The organism is Allobosea sp., from assembly GCF_048595345.1.
Classification (GTDB): Bacteria; Pseudomonadota; Alphaproteobacteria; order Rhizobiales; family Beijerinckiaceae; genus Allobosea.
This window is the reverse complement of record NZ_JBMDWH010000102.1, coordinates 1-18,415: the sequence shown is the minus strand read 5'-3', so window position 1 is coordinate 18,415 and position 18,415 is coordinate 1. Positions and strand designations below refer to the sequence as shown.

22 protein-coding genes and 1 pseudogene are annotated in these 18,415 nt (G+C 67.8%); 13 read left to right on the top strand and 10 right to left on the bottom strand.

Translation table 11 applies throughout. From position 1 onward, the window contains the following. Together ACOJTB_RS10735 and urtA are read right to left on the bottom strand one after the other, a co-directional pair. Positions 1–822 (bottom strand): annotated as a pseudogene (locus tag ACOJTB_RS10735) (urea ABC transporter permease subunit UrtB); the annotation flags it as partial. A gap of 212 nt (positions 823–1,034) precedes the next feature. Next, positions 1,035–2,288, bottom strand: a complete 1,254-nt coding sequence (gene urtA, locus ACOJTB_RS10730) for an urea ABC transporter substrate-binding protein (RefSeq protein WP_420102515.1) — start codon at positions 2,286–2,288, stop codon at positions 1,035–1,037. Between the two features lie 616 nt (positions 2,289–2,904). Here urtA and rnr point away from each other — a divergent pair. From rnr to ACOJTB_RS10705, 5 genes are all read left to right on the top strand, one after another. Next, positions 2,905–5,337 (top strand): ribonuclease R, encoded by a 2,433-nt coding sequence (rnr, locus tag ACOJTB_RS10725; RefSeq protein ID WP_420102514.1) that lies wholly within the window; start codon positions 2,905–2,907, stop codon positions 5,335–5,337. Continuing rightward, the gene (locus ACOJTB_RS10720; RefSeq protein ID WP_420102513.1) at positions 5,334–5,780 is read left to right on the top strand and encodes a DUF983 domain-containing protein; all 447 of its coding nucleotides are present in this window, start codon (positions 5,334–5,336) and stop codon (positions 5,778–5,780) included. The genes rnr and ACOJTB_RS10720 overlap by 4 nt, the downstream gene beginning before the upstream one ends. After that, on the top strand, positions 5,777–6,511 hold the full coding sequence (locus ACOJTB_RS10715; RefSeq protein WP_420102512.1) for an NUDIX hydrolase: 735 nt from the start codon (positions 5,777–5,779) through the stop codon (positions 6,509–6,511). Before ACOJTB_RS10720 ends, ACOJTB_RS10715 begins: the two co-directional genes overlap by 4 nt. Before the next feature lie 248 nt (positions 6,512–6,759). Next, positions 6,760–6,927 carry a 50S ribosomal protein L33 gene (rpmG, locus tag ACOJTB_RS10710; RefSeq protein ID WP_108050332.1) on the top strand — a complete coding sequence of 56 codons (168 nt, stop codon included), beginning with the start codon at positions 6,760–6,762 and terminating at the stop codon, positions 6,925–6,927. 119 nt (positions 6,928–7,046) lie between these two features. Next, on the top strand, positions 7,047–7,334 hold the full coding sequence (locus ACOJTB_RS10705) for a hypothetical protein (RefSeq protein ID WP_420102511.1): 288 nt from the start codon (positions 7,047–7,049) through the stop codon (positions 7,332–7,334). 128 nt (positions 7,335–7,462) lie between these two features. Here ACOJTB_RS10705 and ACOJTB_RS10700 read toward each other — a convergent pair whose 3' ends face one another. After that, positions 7,463–7,678: a hypothetical protein gene (locus ACOJTB_RS10700; RefSeq protein WP_420102510.1), complete on the bottom strand. Its 216-nt coding sequence runs from the start codon at positions 7,676–7,678 to the stop codon at positions 7,463–7,465. 277 nt (positions 7,679–7,955) lie between these two features. Here ACOJTB_RS10700 and ACOJTB_RS10695 point away from each other — a divergent pair, with 277 nt between their 5' ends. Next, positions 7,956–8,378, top strand: coding sequence for a hypothetical protein (locus ACOJTB_RS10695; RefSeq protein WP_420102509.1), 423 nt, complete (start codon positions 7,956–7,958; stop codon positions 8,376–8,378). A gap of 160 nt (positions 8,379–8,538) precedes the next feature. Continuing rightward, complete coding sequence (locus tag ACOJTB_RS10690) at positions 8,539–8,745, top strand: hypothetical protein (RefSeq protein WP_420102508.1); 207 nt, start codon at positions 8,539–8,541, stop codon at positions 8,743–8,745. 323 nt (positions 8,746–9,068) lie between these two features. Here the strand turns inward: ACOJTB_RS10690 and ACOJTB_RS10685 are convergent, their stop codons facing one another. Continuing rightward, complete coding sequence (locus ACOJTB_RS10685; RefSeq protein WP_420102507.1) at positions 9,069–10,445, bottom strand: PleD family two-component system response regulator; 1,377 nt, start codon at positions 10,443–10,445, stop codon at positions 9,069–9,071. Between the two features lie 18 nt (positions 10,446–10,463). Continuing rightward, positions 10,464–10,832, bottom strand: coding sequence for a response regulator (locus tag ACOJTB_RS10680; RefSeq protein WP_420102506.1), 369 nt, complete (start codon positions 10,830–10,832; stop codon positions 10,464–10,466). A gap of 132 nt (positions 10,833–10,964) precedes the next feature. On the opposite strand from ACOJTB_RS10680, the gene ACOJTB_RS10675 reads away from it, so the two are divergent. Further along, the gene (locus ACOJTB_RS10675) at positions 10,965–11,261 is read left to right on the top strand and encodes a DUF3572 domain-containing protein (protein WP_420102505.1); all 297 of its coding nucleotides are present in this window, start codon (positions 10,965–10,967) and stop codon (positions 11,259–11,261) included. A gap of 16 nt (positions 11,262–11,277) precedes the next feature. After that, positions 11,278–12,606, top strand: a complete 1,329-nt coding sequence (locus tag ACOJTB_RS10670; RefSeq protein WP_420102504.1) for a DNA polymerase IV — start codon at positions 11,278–11,280, stop codon at positions 12,604–12,606. Here the strand turns inward: ACOJTB_RS10670 and ACOJTB_RS10665 are convergent. Beyond that, positions 12,563–13,360 carry a cell envelope integrity EipB family protein gene (locus ACOJTB_RS10665; RefSeq protein WP_420102503.1) on the bottom strand — a complete coding sequence of 266 codons (798 nt, stop codon included), beginning with the start codon at positions 13,358–13,360 and terminating at the stop codon, positions 12,563–12,565. The genes ACOJTB_RS10670 and ACOJTB_RS10665 overlap by 44 nt on opposite strands. Positions 13,361–13,588: 228 nt before the next feature. Here ACOJTB_RS10665 and ACOJTB_RS10660 point away from each other — a divergent pair, with 228 nt between their 5' ends. From ACOJTB_RS10660 to ACOJTB_RS10645, 4 genes are all read left to right on the top strand, one after another. After that, complete coding sequence (locus tag ACOJTB_RS10660) at positions 13,589–14,062, top strand: RidA family protein (protein ID WP_420102502.1); 474 nt, start codon at positions 13,589–13,591, stop codon at positions 14,060–14,062. Beyond that, positions 14,062–14,832, top strand: a complete 771-nt coding sequence (locus tag ACOJTB_RS10655; RefSeq protein WP_420102501.1) for a glycerophosphodiester phosphodiesterase family protein — start codon at positions 14,062–14,064, stop codon at positions 14,830–14,832. Before ACOJTB_RS10660 ends, ACOJTB_RS10655 begins: the two co-directional genes overlap by 1 nt. Beyond that, a complete protein-coding gene (locus tag ACOJTB_RS10650) occupies positions 14,829–16,082 on the top strand; it encodes a GNAT family N-acetyltransferase (protein WP_420102500.1) in 1,254 nt (417 codons plus the stop codon). The genes ACOJTB_RS10655 and ACOJTB_RS10650 overlap by 4 nt, the downstream gene beginning before the upstream one ends. A 96-nt stretch (positions 16,083–16,178) precedes the next feature. Beyond that, on the top strand, positions 16,179–16,607 hold the full coding sequence (locus tag ACOJTB_RS10645; RefSeq protein ID WP_420102499.1) for an HIT family protein: 429 nt from the start codon (positions 16,179–16,181) through the stop codon (positions 16,605–16,607). A 6-nt stretch (positions 16,608–16,613) separates the two neighbouring features. On the opposite strand, the gene ACOJTB_RS10640 is transcribed toward ACOJTB_RS10645, so the two are convergent. The 4 genes from ACOJTB_RS10640 to ACOJTB_RS10625 all read right to left on the bottom strand — a co-directional run. Further along, complete coding sequence (locus tag ACOJTB_RS10640; protein ID WP_420102498.1) at positions 16,614–16,976, bottom strand: AzlD domain-containing protein; 363 nt, start codon at positions 16,974–16,976, stop codon at positions 16,614–16,616. After that, a complete protein-coding gene (locus ACOJTB_RS10635; protein ID WP_420102497.1) occupies positions 16,973–17,695 on the bottom strand; it encodes an AzlC family ABC transporter permease in 723 nt (240 codons plus the stop codon). Before ACOJTB_RS10635 ends, ACOJTB_RS10640 begins: the two co-directional genes overlap by 4 nt. A 146-nt stretch (positions 17,696–17,841) precedes the next feature. Then, complete coding sequence (locus ACOJTB_RS10630; protein ID WP_420102496.1) at positions 17,842–18,129, bottom strand: hypothetical protein; 288 nt, start codon at positions 18,127–18,129, stop codon at positions 17,842–17,844. A 7-nt stretch (positions 18,130–18,136) separates the two neighbouring features. Further along, the coding region (locus ACOJTB_RS10625; RefSeq protein ID WP_420102495.1) for a hypothetical protein at positions 18,137–18,415 on the bottom strand (279 nt) is incomplete at its 5' end.

Genomic DNA, 18,415 nt, shown 5'->3' with positions numbered 1-18,415 from the left:
GGCCATGTTGATGACGCCCATCACGCCGAAGGTGATGGCGAGGCCGATCGCGGCGAGCAGCAGCACGGAGCCGAGCGAGAGCCCGTACCAGAGGTTCTGCGCCGCCGCCCAGAGCCGCAGACGGCCTTCGATGGCGGCGATGGCCCTGCCCTGCGCCTCCTTGAGCGCCGGCGTCACATCGGCCGGCAGGGCACGCAGCGTGGCGAGCGCATCCTGGTCGCCGCGTTCGCGCAGCACCTCGATGGCGCCGAGGCGGTCCTGGGCTTGCGTGTCGGACTTCGAGATCAGGATCGCGGCCTGAGCCTGGCGCAAGGCGGTGCGGGCGCGGGTATCGGTCTCCTTGCCGATGGCCGCCTCGACGATCGGCAACAGGCTGGCATCGCGCGACTTGAAGACGGCCTCGGCCGCCGAGACGCGCCTGGCCGGGTCGGGAGCGAGCAGGCCGAGGCCGCCGAGCGCGCCCTGCACCGCACGGCGCACCGCATTGTTGAGGCGCACGGGCTTGGCATCGGCGGGCGCCTCGGCCAGCGCGGCGCCGGTCCTCGCATCGACGAAGCTGCCGGCGGGCGTCTTCACGATCACCACGCCCGGGCCGGCCAGGAGCCGGCCGTCGTTGAGCGCCTCGATGATCAGGGCGGCATTGGGATGGGCGCTTGAAACCAGAAGCTCGATGCCGCGCGCGGTATCCGAATAGCTGTCGGCGGAAAGCCGCTTGAAGGCGTCGTCGGCACCCTGCGCGAAGGAAGCCACCGAGGCGGCGACCAGCGCGACGAGGATCACGCCGAGATGCAGGAGGCGGTGAAGCAAAGACATCAGGCTCACGGCAGGATGTTTCTCCAGCCCTCATCCTGAGGAGCCGCGCAGCGGCGTCTCGAGGGATGCTCCAGCGTCCTCTGGATCATCCTTCGAGACGCGAGCACGGCTCGCTCCTCAGGATGAGGGCTCGAATGGAAAGGGCCATTTGCAGCGGAAAACGAGGGGCGGCCGGGTTTTCCCGTGCCGCCCCTCCCCCTCATGAACTCACGCGCCGCGCATCAGGCGCCGCCGCACTTGCCGGTCTTGGTGTTGAAGTTGCCGCACTTCTTCTCGACCCAGTCGCCGATCAGGTCCTTGGAGCCGTCGAGCTCCTTCGACCAGGCGTCGCCCGGGACGAGGCCGGCGGTCTTCCAGACCACGTCGAACTGGCCGTCCGCCTTGATCTCGCCGATGAAGACCGGCTTGGTGATGTGGTGGTTCGGGAGCATCTTGGAGATGCCGCCGGTGAGGTTCGGCGCCTCGATGCCCGGCAGGGCGTCGATGACCTTGTCCGGGTCCGTCGACTTGGCCTTCTCGACCGCCTTCACCCACATGTTGAAGCCGATGTAGTGGGCCTCCATCGGGTCGTTGGTGACGGCCTTCGGGTTCTTCTTGTAGGCCTGCCACTGCTTAATGAAGGCCTCGTTCTCGGGGGTCTTGATCGACTGGAAGTAGTTCCAGGCGGCGAGATGGCCGAGCAGCGGCTTGGTGTCGATGCCGGCGAGCTCTTCCTCACCCACCGAGAAGGCAACGACCGGGATGTCCGTCGCCTTGATGCCCTGGTTGCCGAGCTCCTTGTAGAAGGGCACGTTGGCGTCGCCGTTGATGGTGGAGACCACGGCGGTCTTCTTGCCGGCCGAGCCGAACTTCTTGATGTCGGAGACGATGGTCTGCCAGTCGGAATGGCCGAAGGGCGTGTAGTTGATCATGATGTCCTCGGGCTTCACGCCCTTGGACTTCAGATACGCCTCGAGGATCTTGTTGGTCGTGCGCGGGTAGACGTAGTCGGTGCCCGCCAGCACCCAGCGCTCGACCTTCTCGTCCTTGGCGAGATAATCGACGGCCGGAATCGCCTGCTGGTTCGGGGCGGCGCCGGTGTAGAACACGTTGCGCTCGCTCTCCTCGCCCTCGTACTGGACGGGGTAGAACAGGATGTTGTTCAGCTCCTTGAACACCGGCAGGACCGATTTGCGCGACACCGAGGTCCAGCAGCCGAAGGTCGCGACCACCTTGTCCTTGGTGATGAGCTCGCGGGCCTTCTCGGCGAAGAGCGGCCAGTTGGAGGCGGGATCGACCACCACGGCCTCGAGCTTCTTGCCGAGGACGCCGCCCTTCTTGTTCTGCTCCTCGATGAGCATGAGCATGGCGTCCTTCAGGGTCGTCTCGGAAATCGCCATCGTGCCCGAGAGCGAATGCAGGATGCCGATCTTGATGGTCTCCTGCTGCGCCGCCGCCGGCAGGTAGGAGGACCCGAGGAAGGCGGCGCCGGCCAAAGCGGTGCCGAGGAATTCGCGACGGTTGCTGTTCACGGACGACTCCCGAACGTCTTGTTTGTGCGGCGACATCAGCGGCGCCGACGGGCCGACCCGGCCCGTCAAGCCTCTTGGCAAGGCTCGTGCCAACGATCCGTCGCCGGGCGACACCGGCGCAATGCTCTGCTGCGGCGCCCCAAATCGACGAATTTCCTGCGGCGAGACTGGCCCGCGGCGCACGAACCGACGAACAGAGGCATTCCGCACTAAAAATAGGCAGATTCCCCGGGCAAATTTTGTGCAATGCAAAACACCCATGCGCCAGGCCCGGCGGAGCCGGGATTTTCGAGCGAGATGCGCGTCGATTTTTTGACATTTACGACGGGCCGAGAATCGCCCTAGCCTCCTCTCGTCGGTAACAACTGAAAGGAGGTGATCCAGTGTCTCATTGTCATCAACCGCTGGTGCAAGGCGGCCGGACCTGGACTTCTCTTTGCTGGGGTGTCTTGTCCGCGTGAGTTTTCGCGCCTTCAGATCCGGTTCGCCGGATCGCGGTTCGACAATGGAAGGGCTGCCCGCAAGGGTGGCCCTTCTTCTGTTACGCGCGTGATCGAACCCGAAGCCATGACCGGACGCCATGCCGCATCGCTCGTGCGACCGCTGGCGTGGGCCATGCAAAGCTGTCAAACAAAGCCCAGATGTTGCCCGTTCCTGCCCTTCTTTCTCGCGAGTCCTGCCTTTGACCGTTCCTGAGCCGAGCCGCCAGGCGATCCTCGACTTCATCGAGGAGGAGCGCGCCGCCGGGCGCGAGGTCGGCCGGCGCGAGATCGCCAAAGCCTTCGGGCTCGACCAGGGCGGCAAGATCTGGCTGAAGCGTCTCCTAAGGGAGATGGAGCAGGAGGGCGAGATCGGCGGCGACGGGGCGCAGCGCCCGGTGCATCCGCGCAACGCCCTGCCCCCGGTGCTGCTCTGCGAGATCAAGACTCGCGACCGCGACGGCGACCTCGTCGCGCAGCCGCTGGAATGGGACGAGGCCGATCAGGGCGCACCGCCACGCATCCTGATCGAGACGCCGCGGGCCGCCCGGCGCAAGCCGCGCGCCGCAGGCCCCGCCCCCGGCGTCGGCGACCAGGTGCTCCTGAAGCTGACGCGGCTTCGCGGGGTCGAGGCCTTTGCCTATTCGGGCCATGTGCTGAAGGTGATGGGCAAGGCCAAGGCCGCCGTGCTCGGCATTTTCCGCGCGCTGCCGGATGGGTCGGGCCGGCTCGTGCCGATCGACAAGAAGGCGCAGGGCCGCGAGGCGATCATTCCCAAGGGGCGCACTGGCGAGGCGCAGGACGGCGATCTGGTCTCGGTGAGCCTGCGCCGCGAAACCCGCTTCGGCCCGCCGGAGGCGCAGGTGCGCGAGCGGCTGGGCTCGCTGAAATCGGAGCGCGCGGTCAGCCTGATCGCGATCCACGCCCACGGCATTCCCCATGAGTTCCAGCCGGCAACGCTGAAGGAGGCCGCCGCGGCGCCGCATGCGACGCTGGCCGGGCGCGAGGATTGGCGCGCGCTGCCGCTGGTGACGATCGATCCGGCCGACGCCAAGGACCATGACGATGCCGTCCATGCGGCGCCCGACGAGGCGCCGGACAATCCCGGCGGCTTCGTCGTCACCGTCGCCATCGCCGACGTCGCCGGTTACGTCACCCCGGGTTCGGCGCTGGACCGCGAGGCGCTGGAGCGCGGCAATTCGGTCTATTTTCCCGACCGCGTCGTGCCGATGCTGCCGGAGCGGATCTCGAACGATCTCTGCTCGCTGCGCGAGCTGGAGGACCGGCCGGCGCTGGCGGTCAGGCTCGTGCTGAAGGCGGACGGCTCGAAGAAGAGCCATTCCTTCCACCGCGTGCTAATGCGCTCGGCCGCCAAGCTCTCCTATCAACAGGCGCAGGCCGCGATCGACGGGAGCCCCGACGAGAAGACGGGGCCGATCCGCGAGAGCATCCTGATGCCGCTCTGGGCCGCCTATGGGGTCGCGGCGCGCGCCCGCGACCAGCGCCAGCCGCTGGAACTCGACCTGCCCGAGCGCAAGCTGATCCTCAAGGCCGACGGATCGGTCGACCGTGTGATTGTGCCGGAGCGGCTGGCGGCGCATAAGCTGATCGAGGAGTTCATGATCCTCGCCAATGTCGCTGCCGCCGAGACGCTGGAAAAGGCCGGGAGCCTGCTGATCTATCGCTGCCACGACGAGCCCTCGCTGGAGAAGATGCGGGCGCTCGGCGAGGTTCTGGCCTCGATCGGCATCAAGCTGCCGAAGGACGGCGTGCTGCAGCCGGTGCTGTTCAACCGCATTCTGGCGACGATCAAGGGCTCGGAGAACGAGACGCTGATCAACGAGGTGGTGCTGCGCACTCAGGCGCAGGCGGAATATGTCGCGGAGAATTACGGGCATTTCGGCCTCAATCTGCGCCGCTACGCCCATTTCACCTCGCCCATCCGACGCTATGCGGATCTGATCGTGCATCGCGCGCTGATCGCGGCGCTGAAATTCGGCGAGGACGGCCTGCGCAAGGCCACGACGCTCGCGGAGCTGCGCGAGGTCTCGACCCGGATCTCGGCGGCGGAGCGGCGCGCCATGGCGGCCGAGCGCGAGACCACCGACCGGCTGATCGCGCATTTCCTGGCCGACCAGATCGGCTCCAGCTTCGACGGGCGCATCGGCGGAGTAAACAAGGCAGGGTTGTTCGTGAAGCTCGACGGCACGGGCGCCGACGGGTTCATCCCAGCCTCGACGCTGGGCGCGGATTATTATCGCTATGACGAGGCGGCGCATGCGCTCACGGGCGAGCGCACCGGCGAGAGCTGGCGCCTCGGCGACCGGGTGCATGTGAAGCTGGTGGAAGCGGCGCCGGTCGCCGGCGCGCTGCGCTTCGAACTGCTCTCGGCGGGCCGCAAGGTCGCCACCGGCGGCGCCAGGCGGCGCGGTGGCGCAACCTTCGGGGAGAGCCGCCCGGGCCTGCCCTTCGGCCGCACGAGCAAGCCCGGCGGCGGGCGCGGCGCCGGCAAGCCCGGCAAGAAGCGCCGATGAGCCTGCACCTCCATAGCGGCGCCGGGCAGGCTCCGGCGCGGGACTGGCGCCAGGCGGTGATGCGGGGCCTGCAGGGCCGCTGTCCGCATTGCGGCCGCGGCCGGCTGTTCCGCGGCTTTCTGAAGCCGGTCGATCGCTGCGAGGCCTGCGGCGAGGATCTGCATCACCAGCGCGCCGACGACCTGCCACCCTACATCGTCATCACCATCGTCGGGCATGTCATCGTCGGCGGGCTGTTGCTGGCCGAGAAATATGGCGATTGGCCGATGTGGCTGCACATGACCCTGTGGCCGGCTCTCACTGTGAGTCTGTCGATCGCGCTGATGCAGCCGGTCAAGGGCGGTGTCATCGGCCTGCAATGGGCCCTGCGCATGCACGGCTTCGGCGGCGAGCCCGACCGGCCCGAGCGTCAACCCCAACCCCGCGGCGGCTTCGACCCATGAGCGATCACACCGTCACCCTCACCCAGGCGGAACGGACGCGCGTCTCCACCAATCTGAAGCCGAAGGACGCGGCGACGATGCTCATCATCGATCGCAGCCTCGTGCGGCCCAAGGTGCTGATGGGCAAGCGCCATGCCGGCCATAAATTCATGCCGGGGAAATATGTCTTTCCGGGCGGGCGGCTCGATGAGGGCGACCGGCGCATGGTCGCGACGGGAGCGGTGCCGCAGGTCTGCGAGGACAGGCTGCTGAAAAGGGTGCAGCGGCCCAGCCTCGGCAAGGCGCGGGCGCTGGCGCTGGCGGCCATCCGCGAGACCTTCGAGGAAACCGGTCTGCTCTTCGGCTCCGACGAGTTCGGCGCACCCGAGGCCGCCCCGCCCGGCAGCTGGAGCGAGTTCGCGGCCCATGGCGTCTTTCCCGACCTCTCGGCGGTGACCTTCGTGGCACGGGCCGTCACCCCGCCGCGCCGGCCCAAGCGCTTCGACACGCGCTTCTTCACCATCGACGCCTCGGCCGTGGCCAAGACGGTGGAGGGCGTCGTCGGCCCCGATTCGGAGCTGGTCGATCTGGTCTGGGTGGATTTCGACGAGGCGAGGGAACTCGATCTGCCCACCATCACCAAGGTGATCATCCAGGAGGTCGAGGCCAGGATCGAGGCCGGGTTCGGCCCATGGCTTCCGGTGCCGTTCTATTGGGAGAAGCGCGGCAGCTTCGTGCGCGAGGAGCTGTGAGGCAGCGGCTCGGCGAGCCCTGATCACGACGAGCGGCGAGACCCGGCCTGCGGCCGGTCCCCAGGATGAGTGCCGAAACGGCATCGGGCCTCTCCAAGCCGGTGAGGCCAAGGCCCTCTCCCGACGCTATTCTTCCTTGACTTCATCGGCCCTTTGCGGCATTCCCCGCGCTGACGGTTTGCCGGGGTTTGCCCGGCCATTTTGTTTTCTGAGGGCCAGCCGAGGCCCGTTGCTTCGAGGATAAGCCCATGGCCAAGGCCGTGACGATCAAAGTCAAGCTGCTGTCGACCGCCGATACCGGCTTCTTCTACGTGACGAAGAAGAACTCGCGCACGATGACCGAGAAGATGTCGAAGAAGAAGTACGACCCGGTCGCGCGCAAGCACGTCGAGTTCAAGGAAACCAAGATCAAGTAAGGCAGCCGCCTTCTTCGATCTGGTGATGAAGGCCGCCCCTCGGGCGGCTTTTTCGCTTTACTGGCGCGGGCAAGCGGCATTTGCCGCGCGAGCCCATCGCGAGTCTCCCGGCTGGTTCGATGTCCCGCTACAGCGACGAATACGACGTGCTGACCGAGCTCGCGCAGCAGCTCAGGCTGGCGATCGCGCGTCGGCTGGCGCTGGAGGCCGGCCTTCCGGACAGAAGCGCGCCCGGCGAAGAGCAACTCGCCGCGGCCGATGCGGCGATCGCTGCCTGGGCGGAGACGGGTGAGGAGCAGCTCGACCCGGCGGCCTTCCGCCCCGCCGGCCCCTTGCAACGCCTGCTGGCCGATTACACCGGCATCGTGGCGCGAATCGAGGACGTGCTCGACCGGCGACTGTCCTGAAACGGCCTGCGCCATCGGCCCTCGAGCGTCGAAGCGAAAAGGGGACTCCGCTTTTCGGACATTTGATGCTCCAGCACGATCTTGGAGCATCGTGAACTGCGTCCGTTGGGACGCGCGATGGTCTCGGGTCAGCGAGAATGCGTCTCGGCTGCAGGGTGCTGCTCGAGCGAGCGCTGCTCCTGTACGAGAGCCTCTGTGGCTGCGATGTCGAGGAAATAGGTCAGCGCCGTGAAACCGCGGCGCTCCGCCTCACAGCGCAGACGGTCGATCTGCAGCGCCAGATCATCACAGCGGCGGCGCGGCTTGCGCGGGCGGCCTGCGCCGAAGTGAATGACCTGCCCCATGCGGCTTCTCCCTTCGTCCGCTTGCGACGCCGCCCAGCCCCAAGGCGGTTTGTCGTTACTGCGAATCGCCTATAACGTCGGGAGGGGTCACGCAACGTCATTTTACACGTTACGAGAGTAAAGCCCTTCACGTTACATCCAGCCGCGACGCCGGCCCTGCCAGGCGTTTCCGCCCGCATGGGCCAACGCATGGCCCCGCCCCTGTCTGTCGTGGTTGACTCTCCCCGGCAATCCTTCCGATGGTGCGGCACGATCCACCACAGCAGGAGCGTGCTTCATGCGCGGGCTCGTCCAACTGACTGCTGTGTGCTTCGCCGGTTTCACCATGTCGGGTTGCATGCAGTCGATGCCAACAGCCGAGGCCCTGACGCGGCCGACGCAGCAGGCCTTTGCGCGGCTGACGAGCTGGACGCCCTGGCGGGTCCCGGCCCAGCCGGAGCCGATCGTTCTCGGCGCAGTCCCGCAGCCCGACCCCGGCCCCGTGACGACGTCGGAGGCCCCGTCGGGAGATCCTGCGGGACCGGACGCTTCCCGACCCTCCGCGCGTGCGCTGCCCTCAGGTTCGGCGCGGGTCGCCCGCGCTGCCCGGCCGCGCCCCGCCCCTGTCGTCGATGCCGCCATCGTGCCCGCCAAGCTGACCTGCCGGACGGCGAGCCAGGCGGGCGAGCGCGTGCGCATGGAATGCCAGCCGGCGCCTTGATTGAGGCCGCGGTCACGATGCTCTGAGATATTGTCGGAGCATCACATTTGCCGGAACGTGATTTCCACGGCCCGGTCCGATGTTCTCGCGGACCTCGGCAACCTTAGGCGCGCAGCTTCGTTGATGCTCATCGCGGTCGCGGGGCGTAACGGGAGAGCAGATGGCAGGAGCAACCGAGCCGCAGGACGAACGGACGGGCCCCAGAGGCATGAGCCGGCGGCTGCTTCGCATGCTGGTCAGCGTCGATTCCTCGCGGCATATCGGCCGGCGCTTCGGCGCTGCGGTGGGGCTGGTGGGCCTGCTGGGCGCGTTCGGCGCGGCCGGCTACTGGCTGCCGGCGCTGGTGCTGCGCTATTTCGCCAAGTGACCGGGCCAGCAACTGCGAAGAGATGAGTTGGCCGGTCAGCCGCGATTCTGAGGAGGCCAGAATGTCGCGGCCGACCGGCCGGGCCCTACGGTTTCCCAGGAGATGCGGCGGACCTGAGCACCCGAGGGGCGTTTCGAGCGCTCTTGCGAGCGCTTCGTCTGGGGCGACCTTTGCAACTCGGGGGCGGGCGATCAACCGAAGACAGCGCGTCCACAGGAACGGCCGCGATTTAACCTTACCTGATAAGTTTAAGATCGCCGCGAGAACTCGGGCGGTCGCTTGCACAGCGGCGATGGTCGGCGTGACGTCCCGAGGCGAAGGCCTCAGGCCGCCTCGTCGACGATGACACGGTTCCGGCCGCCGGCCTTGGCCTGATAGAGCGCGTCGTCGGCGCGCTTCATCATGTCGGCGGAGGACTGGTCGCCGGCCTTGCGGCTGGAGACGCCGATGGAGACGGTCACGCGGATCTGCCGTTGCCCCGCCTGGATCGGAAATCCCTGCTGCTCCACCCGCTCACGGATGCGTTCGGCGACGGCCTGGGCCGCGGGGGCAGCCGTGTCCGGCAGGAGCACGACGATCTCCTCGCCGCCCATTCGGGCAACGACGTCGATCCCGCGCGTGCAGGAGCGGACCCGCTCGGCGAATTCGCGCAGCACCTCGTCGCCGGCATCATGACCCCAGCTGTCGTTGACCGTCTTGAAATGGTCGACATCGAGCACGAGCAGCGAGAGCGAGCGCGCCCGCATCACCGATTCGTCGAACATCGAGGCGAGCCGGCTGTCCATGAAGCGCCGGTTGTGGAGCCCGGTGAGCTGGTCGAGAACCGCCATCTCCATCGAGGATTGCAGGCTGTCGCGCAGCCGGTCGGTAAAGCGCTTGCGGCGTATCTGGGTGCGGACGCGGGCGAGCAGCTCGTTGCGGTCGATCGGCCGCAGCAGGAAATCGTGGGCGCCGATCTCGAGCCCACGCAGAATCCGGCCGCGATCCTCGCTCTCGCCCATCAGCAGCACGGAGAGGTCGCGCGTGCGCTCCAGCGAGCGCAGCTGGCTGCACAGGCGCAAACCGTCCTGCCCCTCGATATCGAGGCTGACGAGAACGCAGTCGAACTCCTCTTCGGCGGCGCGCAGCAGAGCCTGCTGGGTGTCGGTCTCGATCTCGACGGCGTGGAAGGCCGAGAGCGCGCCGTTCAGGCGCTCGGCGGCGTGGGCACGGTCCTCGACGATCAGAACGCGGCCGTTCAGCCCGGTCTCCGCCGCCGCCGCTGCCAGCGGGTCGGCGATGCCGAGCCGGCGCGAGGCGATGGCGCGGCTGCGCAACTCGTCCGTCATCGCCTTGAGGCGCGTCAGGCTGCGCACACGCGCCAGCAGCGCGGTGTCGTCGAGCGGCTTGGTCAGGAAATCATCGGCGCCGGCATCGAGCCCCTGAAGGCGGTCGCGCGGCTGGTCGAGGGTCGTCACCATCACGATCGGGATATGGGCGGTGGTGGGCTGGCTTTTCAGCCGCCGGCAGACCTCGAAGCCGTTCATGCCCGGCATCATCACGTCGAGCAGGACGATGTCGGGCTCGCCGCGCTCGCAGATCGCCAGAGCCTCCGGGCCGTTCGACGCCGTGAGGACGTCGTAATACTCCGCCGAGAGCTTCGCCTCGAGCAGCTTCACATTGGCCGGAACGTCGTCGACGACGAGAACGCGCGCTGACATGGGGCAGCCCTTCCGCGCTCAGGCGGCGCCCGCATAGGTGCGGACGGTTTCGAGGAATTTCGCGACGGAGATCGGCTTGGAAAGATAGGCCTCGCAGCCACCCTCGCGAATCCGCTCCTCATCGCCCTTCATGGCGAAGGCGGTCACCGCGACGACGGGGATCGCCTTCAGCTCCTCGTCCTCCTTCAGCCATTTCGTCACTTCCAGTCCGGAGACCTCCGGCAGCTGGATGTCCATCAGGATCAGGTCGGGGCGGTGGGTACGCGCCAGTTCGATCGCCTCGATGCCGTCCGCCGTCTTCAGAGTGGCATAGCCATGGGCCTCCAGCAGATCGTTGAAGAGCTTCATGTTGAGCTCGTTGTCCTCGACGATGAGAACCGTCTTCATCGGGCCGCCCTTTCTCGCGCCATGTCATCCCCAGGGGCTCGAAAAGACCTCAGGATGGGCGGCTTCGTTCGCGGATTGTGCTAGCATGGGACGAGTTGACGAAACGCAAATCCAATTGCCGACACGAGAGCCATGGCCCCGCGACAGACCCTTCAGGACGCCGAAGACATGGCCATCCAGGCCCTCGGCTTCCTCGCCGCCGAACCGGAGAGGATCGGCCCATTTCTGGCCGCCACGGGGCTCGATCCGGCCGGGTTGCGGACCGCGGCCAGCGAGCCGGGCTTTCTGGCGGCGGTGCTGGAGCATATCGGATCGAGCGATTCGCTCCTGCTCGAATTTGCCGAAAATTTAAGGCTGAATCCGGAAAGCGTCGCCCAGGCCTGCCGGCTGCTCGCCGGCCCGCAGCCCGGCCCCGGCGATTTCGGCTGAGGGGCGGGGCGCGCCCATGCGCAGCCTCTGCCGCGACTGCCTGCACGACCACGAGGCCCATGCGGCGCCGCGGCGCTGCCCGGCCTGCGGCTCGCCGCGCCTGATCCGGCACGAGGAGCGCGACACGCTCAGCCTCGCCCATATAGATTGCGACGCCTTCTACGCGACGATCGAGAAGCGGGACGATCCGTCCCTGCAGGACAAGCCGCTGATCATCGGCGGCGGCAAGCGCGGCGTCGTCTCGACCTGCTGCTATATCGCCCGGACCTATGGCGTGCGCTCGGCCATGCCGATGTTCAAGGCGCTGAAGGCCTGCCCCGAGGCCGTAGTGGTGAAGCCCGACATGGCGAAATATGTCGCCGTCGGGCGGCAGGTCCGGCAGATGATGCGCGACCTCACCCCGCTGGTCGAGCCGCTCTCGATCGACGAAGCCTTTCTCGATCTTTCGGGGACCGAGCGGCTGCACCATGCGAGCCCGGCGGCGACGCTGGCCCGCTTCGCACTGCGGGTGGAAAACGAACTCGGTATCACCGTCTCGGTCGGCCTGTCCTATGCCAAGGTCCTCGCCAAGGTGGCGTCGGATCTCGACAAGCCGCGCGGCTTCTCGATCATCGGGCGGGGCGAGGCGGTGTCCTTCCTCGCCGACAAGCCGGTGGGTTTGATCCCCGGCATGGGCCCGGCCGGCGTCGCCAAGCTGGCCGAGGGGGGATTCAGGCTGATCGGCGATCTCAGGGAGGCGCCAGTCGACAAGCTGTTCCGCCTCGCCGGCAAGGACGGGCCCAGGCTGAAGAACCTCGCCAACGGCATCGACCCGCGCAAGGTCACGCCCGACCGGGAGACCAAGAGCGTCTCCAGCGAGACCACGCTGGATGTCGACCTCGCCGGTTTCGACGAGCTGGAGCCGATCCTGTGGCGGCTCTGCGAAAAAACGTCGAAGCGGCTGAAAGCGCAGGAACTGGCGGGACGAACGATCACGCTGAAGCTCAAGACGGCGGATTTTCACACCGTCACCCGCGCCGCGCGCCTGCCCGAGCCGACCCAGCTGGCGGCCAGGCTCTTCGCCGCCGGGCGCGACCTGCTGAAACGCGAATGCAACGGGCCGCTCTACCGGCTGATCGGCATCGGCGCGAGCGATCTCAGCCCGCCATCGGAGGCCGATCATGGCGACCTCGCCGACACGGCCACGCCGCGGCTGAAGGCCATGGAAGGAGCGCTCGACGCCCTGCGCGCCCGCTTCGGCGAGGAGGCGATCGGGCGAGGCCTCAGCCTGCGCCTTCCGCAGCGACGATCCGGCGACGCCGCTACTTCGCGCAAGGATCCTGAGGCAGAAGATCCAGACGGGTGAGCGTGCCGCGCAGCGCGAAGCTGCCATAGTCCAGCCGCAGCGCGCCGGTGATACCGTTCTCGTAGAGATCGAAGGCGATGGTGTAGGACGGCGTGGTCTCGCCGGAACCGGCCTTGAAATAGGAGATCGTCACCGGCCAGCGCGCCATCGTCTCGAATTCAGGGCGCTGGAGCGGGGCCTCTGAGGGCTTGGCTTCGATGCGTTTGCCGATCACGGAGAGTGTGTCGTAGACATCCTTGCCGGTGTTGGCGCCGTCATAGAGCCGCACCGAGAGCGTCGTCTTGCCGGCGCGCGCGGCCTCGATCACCGCCTTCATCTGCGCATTGGGGAAGAGCGCGTCCGCCGCCTCGCGGAAGGTCTCGTCCTTGGGCTGGCGCAGCTTCACCTCGTAACCGGCTCCCTGCTTGCGGGCGGTGCCGTCCACCGTCTCCGGCTTGGCGCCGGCGGCGTTGCTCTCGTTCTTGAAGCGGTAGCTGGCGCCGTCGCCGGCCTCGAAACTGGTGGTGCGGGCGTCGATCAGACGCGGGCCGCCCTCGGTGCCGAGCTGCGTCACCTGCCGGAAGTTCAGCGCATAGCCCTCGCAGGCGTCGCCGGTGAATTCGTACGCGATGCGGCCCTTGGCCGTCTCGATGTTGCCGGAGGGTTTGGAGCCGTCGAGCACGAGGTCGTAGACCGCACGATGCGGGACGAGCACGATGCGGTCGGCCGGCTTCTCCTGCGCGAAAGCCGCCGCGCCGATCATCATGGCGGCCATGCAAACCGGAGCCGCGAGGCCCATCCCTCTGCCGTTCATCTGTCGCCCATCCGCTGTTGCTCCGTGAAATCTAGGTGCATCGCGGCAATGGCGCAAACATGGCGGAGCAAGGACGAAGGCCGCCCTGCCCCACCGTCATGGCCTCACCCCCGTCGGCGGCTTGCGGCCCGCTTTGGCATCGGCCATGAAAGGCGCCTCAGGGATCAGCGCATCGCGGAGCGGACCAGCATGAACGCCGTCGAAACCAGGCTCGCCGAACTCGGCATCGCCCTCCCGACCCCGGCTGCGCCGATCGCCAATTACGTGCCTTGCGTCATCACCGGCAACCTGCTGATCGTCTCCGGCCAGCTCTGCTTCGGGCTCGACGGCAAGCTGTCGGATGCCCATAAGGGCAAGCTCGGCGTCGAGATCTTCAACGAGGCGGGACTGGAAGCGGCGCGGCTCTGCGCCATCAACGTGCTCGCCCAAGCCAAGGCCGCTCTGAATGGCGATCTCGGGCGCATCCAGCGCTGCGTGCGTCTCGGCGGCTTCATCAATGCGGCTCCGAACTTCGCCGCCCTGCCCGCGATCATGAACGGCGCCTCCGACTTCATGGTCGAGGTGCTGGGAGATAAGGGCCGCCACGCCCGTTCGACCATCGGCGTCGCGCAATTGCCGGCCGATGCGGCGGTCGAGGTCGAAGCCATCTTCGAGATCGCCTGATGCCGGGCGCGCGTGCCGCGCGGCCGCAACTCGACTGGCTCGTCGCCAGGCCGATCGCCCATCGCGGCCTGCACGGGCTCGAGGCCGGCGTGGTCGAGAACAGCGGCGCGGCGGCTCTCGCCGCGATCGAAGCCGGCTTCGGCATCGAATGCGACGTGCAGATCAGCGCCGATGGCGAGGCGATGGTCTTTCACGATTTCGTGCTCGACAGGCTGACCGAGGAGAGCGGGCCCGTCGCGGCGAGGACGGCGGCCGCGCTCAATGCCATGACCCTCAAGGGCTCGAACGACCCGATCTTGCCGCTGGCCGCCTTCCTCGATCTCGTCGGGGGCCGCGTGCCGCTGGTCATCGAGGTCAAGAGCCGCTTCGACGGCGATCTCGCCCTCACCCGCCGCACCGCCGCACTCGTCGCGGAGCGGCCCGGGCAGCCGATCGTGATCAAGTCCTTCGATCCGCAGGTGATCGCCGAGCTCCGCATGATCGCGCCGCAAATCCCGCGCGGCATCGTCGGCATGAACGCCTATGATTACGGCGACTATGCCGGCCTCTCCGTGCGGGAGAAGAATGCGCTCGCCAATCTCCTGCATTTTTCCGAAACGCAGCCCGATTTCCTCTCCTGGAAGGTCTCGGACCTGGAGAGCGCCGCGCCCTATCTCTGCCGCAACGCGGTCGGCCTGCCGGTGATGAGCTGGACCGTGCGCACGCCCGAGCAGCGCGAGGCGGCGGCACGGCATGCCGACCAGATGGTGTTCGAGGGCTTCCGTCCTTGAGCGATGCGGGCGACGCCGGTCTGACCGTTCGTGTCGCGACGTCGATCAAGGCCATCCCTGCCGGTGCATGGAACGCCTGCGCCAATCCCCAAGCCTTTGCCGAGCTCCATGCCTTGGCCGAGGCGCCCGAAGCGTCTGCTAGCCTCGGCGTCGCGAGCGCTCTCGACCGCGACAACCCCTTCGTCAGCCACGCCTTCCTCAGTGCGCTGGAAGACAGCGGCTGCATCGGCGGGCGCAGCGGCTGGTCGCCGGCCTATCTCGTGGTGGAGGATGCGGCCGGCGCGGTGCTGGCCGCCGCGCCGAGCTTCCTCAAGAGCCATAGCCAGGGCGAGTACGTCTTCGATCATGGCTGGGCCGATGCCTATGAGCGGGCCGGCGGGCGCTATTACCCCAAGCTGCAAGTCGCCGCGCCGTTCACCCCCGCGACTGGCCCGCGCCTGCTCGTGGCGGATGGGCCGCGCTCGAATGACGCACGAGCCGCGCTGATTGGCGGGCTGGAGGCGCTGCGGGCGCAGACGCAGAGCTCTTCCGTCCACGTCACCTTCGCTCAGGAGCCGGACGTGTCGGCTCTGCGCGAGGAAGGCTATCTCGAACGCCATGATCTCCAGTTCCACTGGCACAATGACGGCTTTGGCTCCTATGACGATTTCCTCGGCACGCTCGCCTCGCGCAAGCGCAAGGCGCTGAAGCGAGAGCGACGCGAGGCGCTGGCGAGCGGGATCGAAATCGAGGTGCTGTCAGGCCCGGATCTGACCGAGGCGGTCTGGGACGATTTCTTCGCCTTCTACGAGGATACCGGCGCGCGCAAATGGGGCCGACCCTATCTCAACCGCGCCTTCTTCTCGGCGGTCGGCGAGGCGATGGGCGAGCGCATCGTGCTTGTGATGGCCAAGCGCGCGGGGCGCTACAGCGCCGGCGCCATCAATTTCCGCGGCGCCAACACGCTCTACGGGCGCAACTGGGGCTGCGTCGAGGATCATCACTTCCTGCATTTCGAGGTCTGCTACCACCAGGCCATCGACTATGCGATCGCGCATGGGCTCGCTCGCGTCGAGGCCGGCGCGCAGGGCGAGCACAAGCTGGCGCGCGGCTATCGCCCGGTGATCACCCGCTCGCTGCACCATATCGCCGACCCCGGCCTGCGCCGGCCGGTCGCGGCCTATCTCGCGCAGGAGAGGGAGCAGATCGAGGCGGGGCAGCAGGCGCTGGAGGCCGAGAGCCCCTTCCGGAAGGATGGCGGCAGCGATTGATCGCGACGGCCTGCGATCCCTCCGCCATTGGCGCGCTTGACGACCGGCCGGCCCGGCCACAGTTTCCCCTTCCCCGCTTTGCCTGCCGGACATGCCATGACCGCCTACGACCCGACCAATGTCTTCGCCAAGATCCTGCGCGGCGAGTTGCCGTCGCAGACCGTGTATGAGGACGCCGAGACGATCGCGATCATGGACATCATGCCGCGTGCCGACGGGCATGTGCTGGTGATCCCGAAAGCGCCCTGCCGCAACCTGCTGGATGCGCCGGCGGAGGCGCTGAAGGCCGTGGCGCTGACGACGCAGAAACTGGCGCGGGCTGTGAAGGCCGCCTTCGCGGCCGATGGCGTCACCATCCAGCAGTTCAACGAAGCGGCCGGCGGGCAGGTGGTGTTCCACCTCCATGTCCATGTCATGCCGCGCCATGACGGCGTGGCGCTGCGACCCCACACCGGCGCGATGGAAAAGCCGGAGCTGCTGGCCTCGAATGCCGAGAAGATCCGCGAGGCTCTGAAGGCGGTCTGAAAACCTTCAGACCGTCGCGAACAGCCAGACGCCGGCGATCACCACCGCCTCGCCCGCCAGCACGGCGAGCATCATCCGCCTGCGGCTGAGCGCCATCACGGCGACCGAGGCGGCGAGAGCGGCGATGCGGACGGCGAGCGGCGCAGCGGCCAGCACTCCGGGCGGCGAGACGACCAGCTTGGCCACGATGCCCGCGAGCAGCGCCGTCGCCACCGCCCGCACCCAGTCGAGCAGCGGCGAATCCGGGTCCAGCCCGCGCGCGAACACGACGGCAAGCCAGCGCCAGATCTCGGTCGGCAGCGCCGCGAAGAGCAGCAGAGCAAGATAGGGCCAGAGCGGCCCGTCGAGAGCGGGAAGCGGCGGGGTCATGCGGCTTTCCGCCCGCGTCCGATCAGGAAGGCGATCGTGCCGGCGATGAGGCCGGCGACGATCAGGTCGAACCCGCCGCCGATGTAGAGCTGGCAGAGGGGCGCCAGTGCGAGCCCCAGCAGCAGCGCCGCGACATCCCCCCGGTGACGCAGCCCGGCGCTCAGAGACACCAGGAAGAAGATCGGCGTCAGGCAGAGCAGGCCGGCGGCGAAGGGGATCGGCAACTCGCCCAGCAGGTAATAGCCAGCGAAGGTGCCGATGGCGCTGACCGTCATGCAGGTGTTCGCGAAGCCGAGGAAATAGGCGACGCGCTGGTGTGGCGGGATCGCCGGCAGGCGCCGCAATCCCTCGGTCCAAGCCGTCACGGCGACATAATGCGCCAGCAGCAGCTGCATCCAGACGCTCTGGCCGGGGCGACGCAGCAGAGGCAGGATCGCGACCGTCATCGGCAGGAAGCGCAAGGAGGCGAAGCCGATGGCGATGGCGATCGCGCTCCAGGCCGCGCCGGCGGCGATGGAGGCAAAGAACAGCACCTGGGAGGGACCGGCCCAGACGAAAATCGTCGAGAGCACCGCGACCCCGACCGGATAGCCGACATCATGGGCGAGCGAGCCGATGCCGATCAGCCCGAAGCCGACGATCCAGGCGGGCAGCGACAGCGCATCCCGGATCCCGGCCAGCGCCACGCGCTGCCAGCTCCAGTCGGGGGAAACGGTCATCGGAACGATCGGGTGTCCGGCAAGCCAAAAAGAAAAAGCCGCGCGAAGCGGCGTTCTCCCTATCGCCTCTCCGGACGGGGCTGCCTAGCCGGTTGCGGGCCGGTCTCCCTTGCGGCGAGCGCAGGATGAGGGCTGGCGGAATCCGCTCAGCTTTTGCCCTTCATCAGGGTGGCGATCACCTCATTGGCGAAGTCGGTCAGCTCCCTGGGGATGCCGCCGGCCTGCTGGATGACGTAATAAACGAGGTAGATCATCGCCGGCACGAGGATCCAGCCCAGAACCTCCTCGAAGATGATGCGCCGGCGCCGGCGGCGCTGGCGCTTCTCGAACCAGCCGAGCTTTTCCCGCTGGGGGCGGGCGGGAGCAGCCCCCTCCGGACCATCCGCGATCAGGGTCGGGTCGGACGGCAGAGCGGCCGGTTTACGCTTGAACAACACGGGATCAGGCCTTCGTCAGCGGGACCTTCGGGACCGTGCGCACCGCACGGCCGGAGGCCTTGGTGGGGCCGCCGGCAGCGTCCGGCCCGCCCTTTTGCGCGTCGCCTTTGGGCGCGCCGCCCTTGGGGACACCGCCCTTTGGGGAGCGGCGGGAGGGAGCGTCCTGCGGCGCCGGATCGACCGCGGCGCTGGCGGTTTTCGGCCCGGCCTCGGCGCGCGCGACATCCTTCTCCGGCTTGGGCTTGACCGGCCCGTCCGGGAATTCCAGCCCCAGCACCTTGAT

Coding starts and splice junctions, on each gene's coding strand:
- ACOJTB_RS10715 (WP_420102512.1), top strand. CDS start 5,777: ATGAGCGATCACACCGTCACCCTCACCCAGGCGGAACGGACGCGCGTC.
- ACOJTB_RS10660 (WP_420102502.1), top strand. CDS start 13,589: ATGAACGCCGTCGAAACCAGGCTCGCCGAACTCGGCATCGCCCTCCCG.
- ACOJTB_RS10720 (WP_420102513.1), top strand. CDS start 5,334: ATGAGCCTGCACCTCCATAGCGGCGCCGGGCAGGCTCCGGCGCGGGAC.
- ACOJTB_RS10680 (WP_420102506.1), bottom strand. CDS start 10,832: ATGAAGACGGTTCTCATCGTCGAGGACAACGAGCTCAACATGAAGCTC.
- ACOJTB_RS10640 (WP_420102498.1), bottom strand. CDS start 16,976: ATGACCCCGCCGCTTCCCGCTCTCGACGGGCCGCTCTGGCCCTATCTT.
- rnr (WP_420102514.1), top strand. CDS start 2,905: ATGCCGCATCGCTCGTGCGACCGCTGGCGTGGGCCATGCAAAGCTGTC.
- ACOJTB_RS10635 (WP_420102497.1), bottom strand. CDS start 17,695: ATGACCGTTTCCCCCGACTGGAGCTGGCAGCGCGTGGCGCTGGCCGGG.
- ACOJTB_RS10665 (WP_420102503.1), bottom strand. CDS start 13,360: ATGGCCGCCATGATGATCGGCGCGGCGGCTTTCGCGCAGGAGAAGCCG.
- ACOJTB_RS10700 (WP_420102510.1), bottom strand. CDS start 7,678: ATGGGGCAGGTCATTCACTTCGGCGCAGGCCGCCCGCGCAAGCCGCGC.
- rpmG (WP_108050332.1), top strand. CDS start 6,760: ATGGCCAAGGCCGTGACGATCAAAGTCAAGCTGCTGTCGACCGCCGAT.
- ACOJTB_RS10690 (WP_420102508.1), top strand. CDS start 8,539: ATGGCAGGAGCAACCGAGCCGCAGGACGAACGGACGGGCCCCAGAGGC.
- ACOJTB_RS10685 (WP_420102507.1), bottom strand. CDS start 10,445: ATGTCAGCGCGCGTTCTCGTCGTCGACGACGTTCCGGCCAATGTGAAG.
- ACOJTB_RS10695 (WP_420102509.1), top strand. CDS start 7,956: ATGCGCGGGCTCGTCCAACTGACTGCTGTGTGCTTCGCCGGTTTCACC.
- ACOJTB_RS10675 (WP_420102505.1), top strand. CDS start 10,965: ATGGCCCCGCGACAGACCCTTCAGGACGCCGAAGACATGGCCATCCAG.
- ACOJTB_RS10655 (WP_420102501.1), top strand. CDS start 14,062: ATGCCGGGCGCGCGTGCCGCGCGGCCGCAACTCGACTGGCTCGTCGCC.
- ACOJTB_RS10670 (WP_420102504.1), top strand. CDS start 11,278: ATGCGCAGCCTCTGCCGCGACTGCCTGCACGACCACGAGGCCCATGCG.
- ACOJTB_RS10645 (WP_420102499.1), top strand. CDS start 16,179: ATGACCGCCTACGACCCGACCAATGTCTTCGCCAAGATCCTGCGCGGC.
- ACOJTB_RS10705 (WP_420102511.1), top strand. CDS start 7,047: ATGTCCCGCTACAGCGACGAATACGACGTGCTGACCGAGCTCGCGCAG.